We start from the raw sequence: 12623 nt of genomic DNA on the forward strand, positions 1-12623 counted from the left end.
CAGGATGACGGTGGCGCAGGCCGTCGTCGAATATCTCTCCAAGCAGTACACCGTCGACAAGGTGGGCGGCCAGGAATACCGGGAACGGCTCATTCCGGGCACGTTCGGGATTTTCGGGCACGGCAACGTGGCCGGCGTGGGCCAGGCGTTGAAGCAGTACCAGAAGCTGGACCCCACCCTGATGCCGTACTACCAGGGCCGGAACGAGCAGGCCCAGGTCCACCAGGCCGTGGGATATGCCCGGCACACCCGCCGACGCCAGACCTATGCGATCAGTACCTCGATCGGCCCGGGGTCCTCGAACCTGTTGACCGGTGCCGCGCTGGCCACCACCAACCGGCTCCCGGTCCTGCTGCTGCCCTCGGACACGTTCGCCACCCGCGCCGCGGACCCGGTGCTGCAGCAGCTCGAGCAGCCGCACGCGTACGACCTCACGGTCAACGACGCGTTCCGGCCGCTGTCCAAGTTCTTCGACCGGGTCACCCGGCCCGAGCAGTTGTTCTCCGCGTTCCACCACGGCCTGCGCGTCCTGACCGATCCGGCCGAGACGGGCGCTGTGACCATCTCGTTGCCGCAGGACGTCCAGGCCGAAGCCTTCGATGTCCCCGAAGAGTTCCTGGCAGAGCGGGAGTGGCGGATCCGCCGCCCCGAGGCCGACGACGACGACATCGCCCGCGCCGCAGCAGCCATCCGCGCAGCGAAGCGTCCGCTGATCATTGCCGGCGGCGGCGTCCTCTACGCCTACGCCAACGATGAACTGGCCAGGTTCGCCGAGCTGACCGGCATCCCGGTGGGCAACACCCAGGCCGGCGTCGGGGTCCTGCCCTGGGACCACAAGCACTCCCTGGGCGCCATTGGCTCCACCGGCACGACGGCGGCGAACGCCATCGCTGCCGAGGCGGACCTGATCATCGGCATCGGCACCCGCTACGAGGACTTCACCACCGCGTCCCGGACCGCGTTCCAGAACCCCGACGTGAAGTTCGTGAACATCAACGTGGCCCCGATCGACGCCTACAAGCACGGCACCGCGCTGCCGATCGTTTCCGACGCCCGCAAGGCCCTGGCCAAGCTCAACGCAGCCCTGGGCGGTTACCGTGTCGGTGCCGACCTGGAACAAAAGGTCGAGGCGGAGAAGAAGCGCTGGAACGCCACCGTGGACGAGGCCTTCGACACCCGTTACACCCCGCTGCCGGCCCAGAACGAGATTATCGGAGCCACCAACCGGGCCATGGACGCCCGCGACGTCGTCATCTGCGCCGCCGGGTCCCTGCCCGGTGACCTGCACAAGATGTGGCGCGTCCGGGACCCGTTCGGCTACCACGTGGAGTACGCCTACTCCTGCATGGGCTACGAAATCCCCGGCGGCCTGGGCGTCAAGCGTGCAGCGATTGCCGAAGCGGCAAGCACGACGGCGGCAGGCGCGTCAGGCGGACAGGTGCGGGACGTCGTCGTAATGGTGGGGGACGGCTCCTACCTGATGATGCATACCGAACTGGTCACCGCCGTCGCCGAACGCATCAAGCTGATCGTGGTCCTGATCCAGAACCACGGCTACGCCTCCATCGGTTCCCTGTCCGAGTCCCTGGGGTCGCAGCGGTTCGGTACCCAGTACCGGGCGCTGGATGAGGAACAGCACAGCTTCGACGAGGGCGAGATCCTGCCCGTGGACCTGGCCCTGAACGCCGAGTCCCTGGGCGTGAAGGTCATCCGGATCGAACCCGGCGAGAAGGTCATTGCAGAACTGGAGCAGGCCATCCGCGATGCCAAGGCTGCCCCGGAGGGCAGCGGGCCGATCCTGATCCACGTCGAATCCGACCCGCTCCTGGACGCACCGTCCTCTGAGTCCTGGTGGGATGTCCCCGTCTCCCAGGTCTCCGAACTGGAATCCACCAAACAGGCCTTCCAAACCTACGTTGACCACAAGTCACGCCAGCGCAAACTGCTCGGCTGACCACACTTTTTCACTACTCAAGGAAGAGTCCCATGACTGCCACCACCACCCAGACCCAGACCACGGTCATCAACCACTTCATCAACGGCGAAGAGACCGCCGGTGAGGGCGACCGCACCACCCCGGTCTACAACCCGGCCACCGGTGCCGTCTCCGCCACACTGCGGCTGGCCAACCGCGCCGACCTGGACACCGCCGTCGCCGCCGCCCGCAAGGCCGCCCACACCTGGGGCGATGTCTCCCTGGCCAAGCGCACCGCTGTCCTGTTCAAGTTCCGCGAACTCGTCGCCGCCCATGTTGACGACCTCGCCCAGCTGGTTACCGCCGAGCACGGCAAGGTCCTCTCGGACGCCAAGGGCGAGATCGGCCGCGGCCTGGAAGTCATCGAATACGCCTGCGGCATCCCCACCCTGCTCAAGGGCGACTACTCGGACCAGGTCTCCACCGGCATCGACGTGTTCAACTTCCGTGAGCCGCTCGGCGTCGTCGCGGGCATCACCCCGTTCAACTTCCCCGTCATGGTGCCGCTGTGGATGGCACCGATGGCCATCGCCACCGGCAACGCGTTCATCCTCAAGCCCTCCGAACGGGACCCCTCCGCCTCGCTGCTGCTGGCCAGGCTCTGGAAGGAAGCCGGCCTGCCGGACGGTGTGTTCCAGGTCCTGCACGGCGACAAGGAAACCGTCGACGGGCTCCTGACCCACCCGGACGTGGACGGCATCTCCTTCGTTGGCTCCACCCCGATCGCCCAGTACGTCCACGAAACCGCCACCAGGCACGGCAAGCGCGTCCAGGCGCTGGGCGGCGCGAAGAACCACGCCATCATCCTGCCCGACGCCGACCTCGACAACGCCGCCGACCACCTCGCGGCCGCCGCGTTCGGCTCCGCCGGTGAACGCTGCATGGCCATCTCCGTCGCTGTCGCCGTCGGCGAGGCCGCTGACCTGCTGGTCAAGAAGGTCGAAGAGCGCGCCCTGGCCGTCAAGGTCAACAACGGCACCGCCCCCGACGCCGACATGGGACCGGTCATCACCCCCGCCTCCAAGGAACGCATCGTCAGGATCGTCACCGAAGCCGAAACCGCCGGCGCCGCCATGGTCGTGGACGGCCGCGACCTCGTGGTCCCCGGCCACGAAAACGGCTTCTGGGTGGGCCCCACCGTGATCGACCACGTCAAGACCGAAATGACCGCCTACCAGGAGGAAATCTTCGGACCTGTCCTCGTCGTCGTCCGCGTGGACACCCTCGAAGACGGCATCAAGCTCATCAACGCCAACCCCTACGGCAACGGCACCGCCATCTTCACCTCCTCCGGCGCCGCCGCCCGCAAATTCCAGCGCTCGGTCACCGTGGGCATGATCGGCATCAACGTACCCCTGCCCGTCCCCGTGGCCTACCACTCCTTCGGCGGCTGGAAGGCATCGCTCTTCGGCGACAAGCACATCTACGGCCCCGAAGGCGTCTCCTTCTACACCCGCGGCAAGGTAGTCACTTCCCGCTGGCCCGAAACCCACCACGCTTCCGGCGCCTCCTACAACTTCCCCTCCAACTGATCCCCACCGCCACCCTCGCCTCGCAAGTCCAAATCGTCTCCCAACCTTCGCAAGCTCAGGCTGGGACCCTCGCCGATTTGGCTCCACGGCCAGGGAACCCTGGCGGCGTGGCCCCTATCAAAGAGACAGACAATGACTGAAAACAAGCTGATCATCGGCACGGCACCGGACTCCTGGGGCGTCTGGTTCGCGGACGACCCCAAGCAGACCCCCTGGGAACGCTTCCTCGACGAGGTGGCGGAGTCCGGCTACAAATGGATCGAACTGGGCCCCTACGGCTACCTTCCCACCGACCCCACCCGCCTGGCGGAAGAACTCAAGCAGCGTGACCTGAAAGTCACCGCGGGCACCGTGTTCACCGCCTTCCACCGCGGCCTCGCCCAGTGGGAAACCGCCTGGGAACCGGCCCGCAAGGTGGCAGAGCTGACGGCTGCCATGGGCGGCGAGCACATCGTGGTCATCCCCGCCATGTGGCGTGACGACGTCACCGGTGAAGCCGTGGAGAGCGGCACTCTGAGCAGCAAAGCCTGGGCCGACCTGTTCGCCGGCCACAACCGCCTGGGCAAGACCCTCCTGGAGGACTTCGGCCTGAAGCAGCAGTTCCACTCCCACGCAGACTCGCACGTGGGCGCGCAGGAGGACATTGAGACCCTGCTGGGAGCCACCGACCCGCAGTACCTGAACCTCTGTCTGGACACCGGACACGCTGAATACTGCGGCGCCTCCAGCCTGGACCTGATCAAGAACTACCCGGACCGGATCGGCTACCTGCACCTGAAGCAGATCAACCCGGAGATCCTCAAGAAGGTCAACGAGGAGAACATGACCTGGGCCGCCGCCAACCTGGCCGGCGTCATGACCGAGCCCCCCAACGGCCTGCCGGACCTCCGCGCGGTCATCGAAGCCGTGGAAGCCCTGGACCGGCCCATCTTCGGCATCGTGGAGCAGGACATGTACCCCGTGGCCTTCGACGTGCCGATGCCCATCGCCAAGCGCACCCGCAACTACCTGCTGTCCTGCGGCTCCCGTACCGCCGTCAGCTAACTCCCGCCACAGACACCAGAAGGACAGAACAATGACTCAGAACCTCCGCGTTGCCGTCATCGGCGCAGGGCGCATGGGCGCCGACCACATCCAGCGCCTCAACAAGCGCATCCATGGAGCCGAAGTCGCCGCCGTCGTGGACGTGGACCTCGCCCGGGCGCAGGCCGCCATCGAAGGCATCCCGGGCGCCGTGGCCCTGGCCGACGCTGACGAGGCCCTCAACAACGGCGACGTCAACGCCGTCCTGATCGCCACCCCCGGCTTCCTGCACCAGGACATCCTGCTCAAGGCCATCGCCAAGGACATCCCAATCCTCTGCGAAAAGCCCCTCACCCCCGACGCCGAATCCTCCTGGAAAATTGTCGAGGCAGAGGTGGCCCTGGGCCGCAAGCGGATCCAGGTGGGCTTCATGCGCCGCTTCGATGCCGAGTACACCGCCCTGGGATCGATCATCCGCAACCACGAACTGGGCGAGCTGCTGATGCTGCACCACCAGCACCGCAACCCCAGCACCCCCGAGGGCTTCACCAACGAGATGCTGATCAACGACTCCGTGGTCCACGAATTCGATGCCATCCGGTTCTTTACTGGCGAGGAAATCACGAGCGTCCAGGTGCGCCTGGGCAAGGCCACCCGGAACGCGCCGAACGGCCAGCACGATCCGCAGCACGTCCTGCTCGAGACCGAGTCCGGTGTCCTGGCTGATGTGGAAATCTACGTCAATGCCAAGTTCGGCTACGAAGTGGCCACCCAGGCCTCCTTCGAGGACGGCATCGTCAGCATCGGCGGGGACAAGGGACCCTACACCCGCAGCAACGGCCACTGGGGCGGCAACGTCACCCCCGGCTTCGAGGAGCGCTTCGGGGCGGCGTACGACGTCGAAATCCAGTCATGGGTGGACGCGGCACTTAAGGGCGGAATCGGCGGCCCCTCCGCCTGGGACGGGTACGCCACCGCCGCCTGCTGTGAAGCAGGCGTTGAAGCACAGAAGAACGGTGAAAAGGTCGCCGTGAAGCTGGCGGCAAAGCCCGACCTCTACAAGTAGGACCGGAAAGGGGGCGGAGTCATCCGTCCCCTTTTGTGTCTCCAACCTGACTGATCCACAATGGAGTGTTTACGTGAAAATCGCCCTTGACCCCACCCCGTTCCACCACTCCCACAGCCTGCTGGAGTTCCCCAAACTGGTGGCGGACCTCGGATACAAGTACATGCAAATGACCCCGCATGCGGACTTCATCCCGTTCTACAACCACCCCAAAGCGGACGATGAACTGGTGGGCCAGCTGAAGAGGGCCTGCCAGGATGCCGGAATCGGGATCGCCTCTGTCCTGCCCGTGCTGCGCTGGTCCGGCCCGGACGAGGACGCCCGCGAAGCCGCGGTCCGCTACTGGAAGCGCGCCATCCAGATCACCGTGGACCTGGGCGTCAGCACCATGAACACCGAGTTCAGCGGCCGCCCCGAAAAGGCAGAGGAATCCGAGCGGGCCTTTTACCGTTCCATGGAGGAACTGCTGCCGATCATCGAGCGTGAAGGCATCGACCTGCTGATCGACCCGCACCCGGACGACTTCGTGGAGGAAGGCCTGGCCGCCATCCGCGTGATCCGCGGCGTCAACTCGAAGAACGTTGGCATGGTCTACGTGGCCTCGCACAGTTTCCACATGAAGAACAGCCCTTTGGACATCATGCGGGCTGCGGGCGACAAGCTGCGGCTGGTCCACGTGGCCGACACCATGAACCATCACGCGTCCCATGGCCTGCGGTACATCACCAACCCGCCCGGCAACCCGGTCCGCGTCCACCAGCACCTGAAGATCGGCGATGGCGACGTGAACTGGGATGAGTTCTTCGGCGGCCTGAAGGAAATCGGCTTCCTGGACCGTGAAGATTCGGTGATGGTGTCCAGTGTCTTTGCCGAGGACGAGAACGCCGAAGACGTTTCCCGGTACCAGCTGGAGACCATGAAGCAGTACGTCCAAAAGGTGAGCGTATGAGTTCGCCTGCGCATACCGCTCCGCGGCCCGGAAACCACAAGCGCGCGCTGCGGACCGTCACTATCATCTCCACCTTCGGCGGCCTGCTGTTCGGCTACGACACGGGCGTGATCAACGGCGCCCTGCCGTATATGCAGGAGGACCTCGGGCTCACCCCGCTCACTGAGGGCCTGGTGACCTCGTCCCTGCTGTTCGGTGCCGCGTTCGGCGCCCTTTTCGGCGGCCGCCTGGCGGACCGCAACGGCCGGCGCAGGATGATCATGGTGCTGGCGGTCGTGTTCCTGCTGGGTACCCTGGGCTGCACCTTCGCGCCCAACACCGAAGTGATGATCGCCGCCCGGTTCATCCTGGGACTGGCCGTGGGCGGGGCGTCCGTCACGGTGCCGGTGTACCTTGCAGAGGTATCGCCCAGCAACCGGCGCGGCCGCATCGTCACGCAGAACGAACTCATGATCGTCACCGGGCAGTTGCTGGCGTTCATCTTCAACGCCTACCTCGGCAACTCCTTCGGCGAATCTCACGGGATCTGGCGATGGATGCTGGTGATCGCCACTCTTCCGGCCATTGCGCTGTGGATCGGCATGAATTTTATGCCTGAAAGCCCCCGGTGGCTGGCCTCGATCGGCAGCTTTGGCGAGACACTCAGCGTGCTGCAGCGGATCCGTTCGCAGGAGGAGGCGCGCAGGGAGTTCGAAGAAGTCAAAGCCATGGCCGTGGAGGACTACAAGTCCAAGATGGGCTCCTGGAAGGACCTGGGCATTCCGTGGCTCCGGCGCATCTTCTTCGTGGGCCTGGGCCTGGCGGTGATCCAGCAGATTACCGGCGTGAACTCGATCATGTATTACGGAACCCAGATCCTGTCGCAGTCCGGTTTTGGCCGCGAAGCGGCACTGACGGCCAACATTGCCAACGGCGTGATCTCGGTCCTCGCCACGTTCGTGGGGATCTGGCTGCTGGGCAAGGTGGGCCGGCGCAGGATGCTGATCACCGGGCAGGTGGGGACCACGACGGCGCTGCTGCTGATCGGACTGTTCTCCCTGATATTGCCGGAAGGCTCCGGCCGCGGCTTCGTCATCCTTGCGCTGACCGTGACGTTCCTGGCATTCCAGCAGGGAGCCATTTCGCCGGTGACCTGGCTGATGCTCTCGGAAATCTTCCCGCTGAAGATCCGTGGCCTGGGCATGGGCGCTTCGGCGTTCCTGCTGTGGATCGTGAACTTCCTGATCGGGTTTGGTTTCCCGCAGCTGCTGGCGGCCCTGGGGATCTCCAACACTTTCTTCGTGTTCGCGGTCCTTGGTGTGGGGGCAATTGCCTTCGCTGCCAAGTATGTGCCCGAGACCAAGGACAAGAGCCTGGAGGACCTGGAGCACTACTTCAAGAACGTGGCCGGGAACAAAGCCCAGGCCGCGGAAGCCACGATTCCCTGACCAAGATCAATCCACTGGCCATACAAGCAAGTGCCCCGGTGGGGATCCCCACCGGGGCATTTGCGCGCCAAGGCACCGCAGTCTTATGCGCGGGCGTGCAGCCGGGGGAGGGCGTCCACCAGCGGTGCAAGCTCCGGAACGGCCTGGGCCTCCTCGAGGGCGCGCTCCAGCGTGGCGTCGTGGACCGGCCGGGCCGTTGCCAACAGGCTGCTGCCGCTGGCGGTGAGCTCGGTGTAGATGCCGCGGCGGTCGTCGTCGCAGAGGATCCTGGTCAGCAGGCCACGGTCCTCCAGGCGGTTCACCAGCCGGGTGGTGGCACTGGGGCTCAAGGCGGTGGCACGGGCCAACTGCTGCATCCGCATGTGCCAGCCGTCCTGCCGGCTAAGGGCGTCGAGCACCGTGTACTCCACCACGGACAGTTTGGATTCGGCCTGGAGGGCACGCTCGAGCTCATTGTCGATCAGCCCGTGCAGGGCCGCCAGCGTTCGCCAGCCCTGGGCGCGGACCTCGACGGCGTCGTCCTTGATGCCCATGCATGCTCCTTCGTAGGTGGCCGCCCGGAACGGCCCATCGGTCAACAGAGAGAGATAGTTGCTTGCGCGGTATATTTGCATGTGCAACAATAAATACCGCGTCTGCAACTATCTTAGGCGCTTTCCCATTGAGGGGACAACCACACCTACAGCTCAAAGGAGCATTCGCATGCCTGTTGGCTTGATAGCACTCGCCCTGGGCGGCTTCGGCATAGGACTTACCGAGTTCGTCATCGCCGGCCTGCTGCCGCAGGTGGCGGCCGACTTCGGGGTCAGTGAGGCCTCCGCCGGCTGGTTCATCTCCGGCTACGCGCTCTCCGTAGTGGTGGGCGCGCTGGGCCTGACTGCCGCGGTGACACGTTTCCGGCGCAAGCCGGTGCTGGCCGCCCTGCTGGTCCTGTTCATCGCCGGGAACCTGCTGTCCGCAACGGCGGACGGATACTGGCCCATGATGGCCGGGCGCGTCATCGCTGCCCTCTCGCATGGCGCGTTCTTCGGTATCGGGGCTGTGGTGGCCGCCGGCATGGTTCCGCCCAGCAAGAAGGCAGGCGCCATCGCGCTCATGTTCACCGGGCTCACCGCGGCCAACGTCCTGGGCGTGCCCTTTGGAACTTTGCTGGGCCAGGCCGCCGGCTGGCGTGCCACCTTCTGGGCCATTACGGTCATCGGCGCAGCCGCGCTCGCCGGCATCCTGGCACTCGTCCCCTCGTCGGCGGGTGAAAGGGAAGAAGCGGCCAGCCTCCGCTCCGAGCTGCGTGCGTTCCGCTCCGGCCAGGTCTGGCTCTCGATCGTGGTGACCATCCTGGGCTTCGGCGGAATGTTCGGCGCCTTCACCTACATCGCCTACACCCTCACCGAGGTGTCCGGCTTTGCCGCCTCCACCGTGCCGTGGCTGCTCATCGTCTTCGGAGTGGGCCTCTTTGCCGGCAATACCCTTGGCGGAAAGGCTGCGGACCGCAACGTGGACCGCACACTGCTGGTGGTGCTGGCTGTGCTGACCGTGGTCCTGGCGGGATTTGCGCTGACGGCCACGAACCCCGTGCTGACAGTCATTTCCCTGGTCCTCATGGGCGCGTTCGGTTTTGCCACCGTGCCGGGGCTCCAGATGCGCGTCATGAAGTACGCCTCCGGCGCTCCCACCCTCGCTTCCGGTGCCAACATCGGGGCGTTCAATGTGGGGAACGCCCTCGGCGCCTGGCTTGGCGGCATCACCATCACCGCCGGACTGGGCTACACCTCTCCGATCTGGGCCGGTGCCGGCATAACCCTGGCGGGCCTGGCCGTGATGGCTATCGCCGCCGCTGGGGCCAGGAGGAGTGGGCAGCGGGGCGATAACCGCGGCACGGTCCAGGCCGTGGAGGAACTGGCCAGCCGCTAAGCGGCCGGATCGGAGGAGCGGCGCACCATGAGCGCAGGCTCGAGCTTGCGGGTTACGGCCGGACCGGCCGTGCCCGCAATCCGGTCCAGCATGACGTGCGCCCCCACCCTTCCCAGCTCCCGGGCGTGCTGGTCGATGGAGGTCAGGCCGATCAGCGGGGAAGCGCCCACCTCGATGTTGTCGCATCCGACGATCGCCACATCGCCCGGAACGGACAGTCCCCGCGCCGCCAGCGCCTCCATGATGCCGATGGCCGTGAGGTCGTTGTGCGCAAAGACCGCCGTGGGGAGGGTGGCACCGGAGTCCAGGAACTGTTCCATCACGGCCCGGCCGCCGCGTTCGGTCATGTCGCTGTGCACCAGCTGCGGCTCCAGGCCGAACTCACGCATGGCATGGAGGTAGCCCTCCCTGCGTTCGGTGTAGGGGAGCCAGTCGGAGATGTCCACGTGCGCGATCCGTCGGTGCCCCAGCTGGTACAGGTGCTCCACGGCGAGTGCGCCGGAACGGAAGTCGTCGGTCAAAACGGAATCCACGCCGTCGACCTCCAGCTCCCGGGTGATGACGACGGCGGGCGTCCCGCGCAGGGCCCCTGCCAGTTCCGCAGAGGTGCCGGTGTAGCCGGCCAGCAGCACGCCGTCCACGCGCAGGTCCACGAACGAGCGGACGGCCTCAAGTTCCGTCCCGGGATCAGCAGAGCCGACGGCGACCATCACCTGGTTGCCGCTGCCGGCCAGGCCCTCGGTCAGGCCGTCGTAGATATCAGCGAAGACCGAGTTGTGCAGATCGAGGAAGAGGACCCCAAGCGTGTTGGTCCGGTGGCTGGCCAGCCGGCTGGCGAGCCTGTTGGGGGAGTACCCCAGCGCGGCGGCGCTTTCCAGCACCGCCGTCCGTTTGGCCGGCGAAACGTTCGGGGAATCGCGCATCACCAGGGACACCAAGGCGCGGCTCACGCCGGCGTCGCGTGCCACGTCCTCCATGGTCACCGACCGTGCTGAGGGGGAAGTCTGTCTCACAGGACTCCACTATGCCAGCCTGCCGCCGCCTGGCCGCCCAACCATGGTCAGGAGCCGAACGGCAGCCGGGGATCGATGTTCTGGCTGTCCCAGGTCTGACGCACCCAGCCGTGGTGGGGGTCGTCGCTGATCAGCCATTCGCGCACAGGCCCCGGACCCGCCATCACGTTGAGGTAGTAGAGGTCGTACCCCGGCGCGGCCATGGCAGGACCGTGCCAGCCATAAGGGACCAGGACGACATCACCCGTGCGGACCTCGGCGGAGACGTCGATGGGCCGCTCGTCCGAGGCATACACGCGCTGGTAGCCGATGGCGTCGGCGTCCGTGGGCGCCCCGGAGCCGGAAGCCACCTGCGTTTCGAAGTAGTAGATCTCCTCCAGGGAGGTCTCGCCCTCCTTCTCCTCGTCATGCTTGTGCGGAGGGTAGGAGGACCAGTTCCCGGCCGGGGTGAGGACCTCGCAGACGATGAACCTGTCGGCCTCCAGTGCCGCCGGCGTGCCGAAGTTGTGGACCTGGCGCGAGCAGTTGCCCGCCCCGCGAAGCTCCACCGGGGTTTCGGCGGCGGGCACCAGCCTGGTGGGGTAGGACTTTTGTGCCGGCGCGGTTGCCACCGCCACCCGGCCGCCGTCGGCGGAGGTGATGCTGACGGCCCGCCCGGTGCCAGAGTAGAGGACATCCGTGGGGCCGGCGAAGACGGAGGGCCGTCCTGCGAGGGGGTAGTCCGTGCCGTCCACGGCCACGGTGAAGGATCCGTTGAGGGGCACTACGATCCGTTCCTCCTCCGCGGCGGGAAGCTCGACGGCGGCGCCGGCACCAAGGGTGGCAACCTTCAGGCCCGTATGGGCCCAGCCGTCCACGGTGAGGGCGGAATCGGAGGTCCCGATCGAAACATCCCAGGCGCCGTCGGAGGCAGTGCCCAGGGGGTAGACCCAGTTGGTCATGGAGTTGGCTCCTTGGATTATTGCTGTGCGGATTATCGCTGTACGAGAGTCATCTCAAAGCTGTAGGAATCGGCCCGGTAGACGTGGTGGCCGGTCTCAACGCGGCGGCCGGTATCGTCCATTGCCGTGCGTTCCATGGTGACGAGTGCCGACCCCGCCGGAGTGTCCAGCATGGACGCCTGGTAATCGTTGGCGTTCATGGCGCCGATGCGCTGCGTGGCCAAGCGGAAGTTGACGCCCCCGCGGCGGAGGATCGAGTACAGGCCTTCGGCGCCCAGCATGGCCTCATCCATCTCGGCGATATCGTCGCGCACCCAGTTCTCCATGAGGGCCAGGGGCTTGCCTCCCACCCGCCGCAGCCTGGTGAAGTGGTACACCTTCGAACCTGCGGGCAGCTGCAGCGTGGTGAGGGTTGCGTCGTCCGCCTCCAGGTGCGAGAAGCTGAGGACCTCGGTGGTGGGCTTCTTGCCGTTGTTGGTGAGGTCGTCGTAGAGGCTGGAAAGTTCCAGCGGCCGGCGCACCTGGCTGGAGACCACCTGGGTGCCCACGCCCCGTTTCCGCACCAGCAGGCCGGAGCGGACCAGTTCGTCCATGGCCTTGCGCATGGTGGGGCGGGAGAGGTTCAGCTGGGCGGCCAGGTCGATCTCGTTGTCCAACCGGCTCCCGGGTTCCAGGACCCCGCTGTAGATCGCCGCCTCAATGCCCTGGACCACCTGGTGGTACAGGGGCACGGGGGAGGAGCGGTCGATGCTGAGTCCCAGGTTGTTCGCCACGGTGCGTTCCCTC

The 12623-nt window shown here is 66.2% G+C and carries 11 protein-coding genes; 7 read left to right on the forward strand and 4 right to left on the reverse strand.

Annotation, left to right across the window (positions count from 1 at the left end; translation table 11 throughout):
- Positions 1-4: 4 nt before the first annotated feature.
- From iolD to PUN71_RS09075, 6 genes are all read left to right on the forward strand, one after another.
- Complete coding sequence (gene iolD, locus PUN71_RS09050; protein WP_436976241.1) at positions 5-1954, forward strand: 3D-(3,5/4)-trihydroxycyclohexane-1,2-dione acylhydrolase (decyclizing); 1950 nt, start codon at positions 5-7, stop codon at positions 1952-1954.
- A gap of 32 nt (positions 1955-1986) precedes the next feature.
- A complete protein-coding gene (locus PUN71_RS09055) occupies positions 1987-3507 on the forward strand; it encodes a CoA-acylating methylmalonate-semialdehyde dehydrogenase (protein ID WP_277798121.1) in 1521 nt (506 codons plus the stop codon).
- A gap of 132 nt (positions 3508-3639) precedes the next feature.
- Positions 3640-4551: a sugar phosphate isomerase/epimerase family protein gene (locus PUN71_RS09060; RefSeq protein WP_277798122.1), complete on the forward strand. Its 912-nt coding sequence runs from the start codon at positions 3640-3642 to the stop codon at positions 4549-4551.
- Positions 4552-4582: 31 nt separating this feature from the next.
- Entirely contained in the window at positions 4583-5596 is a 1014-nt protein-coding gene (locus tag PUN71_RS09065) for a Gfo/Idh/MocA family protein (protein ID WP_277798123.1), read from the forward strand.
- 73 nt (positions 5597-5669) lie between these two features.
- Complete coding sequence (locus tag PUN71_RS09070; RefSeq protein WP_277798124.1) at positions 5670-6545, forward strand: sugar phosphate isomerase/epimerase family protein; 876 nt, start codon at positions 5670-5672, stop codon at positions 6543-6545.
- Positions 6542-7972, forward strand: a complete 1431-nt coding sequence (locus tag PUN71_RS09075) for a sugar porter family MFS transporter (protein ID WP_277798125.1) — start codon at positions 6542-6544, stop codon at positions 7970-7972. Before PUN71_RS09070 ends, PUN71_RS09075 begins: the two co-directional genes overlap by 4 nt.
- A gap of 83 nt (positions 7973-8055) precedes the next feature.
- Here the strand turns inward: PUN71_RS09075 and PUN71_RS09080 are convergent, their stop codons facing one another.
- The gene (locus PUN71_RS09080; RefSeq protein ID WP_043451517.1) at positions 8056-8505 is read right to left on the reverse strand and encodes a MarR family winged helix-turn-helix transcriptional regulator; all 450 of its coding nucleotides are present in this window, start codon (positions 8503-8505) and stop codon (positions 8056-8058) included.
- A 169-nt stretch (positions 8506-8674) separates the two neighbouring features.
- Here PUN71_RS09080 and PUN71_RS09085 point away from each other — a divergent pair, with 169 nt between their 5' ends.
- A complete protein-coding gene (locus PUN71_RS09085; protein WP_277798126.1) occupies positions 8675-9883 on the forward strand; it encodes an MFS transporter in 1209 nt (402 codons plus the stop codon).
- Here the strand turns inward: PUN71_RS09085 and PUN71_RS09090 are convergent.
- From PUN71_RS09090 to PUN71_RS09100, 3 genes are read right to left on the reverse strand one after another with little or no spacing between them, the layout of a single operon-like run.
- A complete protein-coding gene (locus PUN71_RS09090) occupies positions 9880-10896 on the reverse strand; it encodes a LacI family DNA-binding transcriptional regulator (protein WP_156133855.1) in 1017 nt (338 codons plus the stop codon). The two genes, PUN71_RS09085 and PUN71_RS09090, sit on opposite strands and share 4 nt — an antisense overlap.
- Before the next feature lie 47 nt (positions 10897-10943).
- A complete protein-coding gene (iolB, locus tag PUN71_RS09095) occupies positions 10944-11837 on the reverse strand; it encodes a 5-deoxy-glucuronate isomerase (protein WP_277798127.1) in 894 nt (297 codons plus the stop codon).
- 32 nt (positions 11838-11869) lie between these two features.
- A complete protein-coding gene (locus tag PUN71_RS09100; protein ID WP_043451527.1) occupies positions 11870-12610 on the reverse strand; it encodes a GntR family transcriptional regulator in 741 nt (246 codons plus the stop codon).
- Positions 12611-12623: the final 13 nt, after the last annotated feature.

Origin of the sequence: Arthrobacter sp. NQ7 (assembly GCF_029581595.2) — a bacterium.
GTDB classification, from domain to species: Bacteria; Actinomycetota; Actinomycetes; order Actinomycetales; family Micrococcaceae; genus Arthrobacter; species Arthrobacter phenanthrenivorans_B.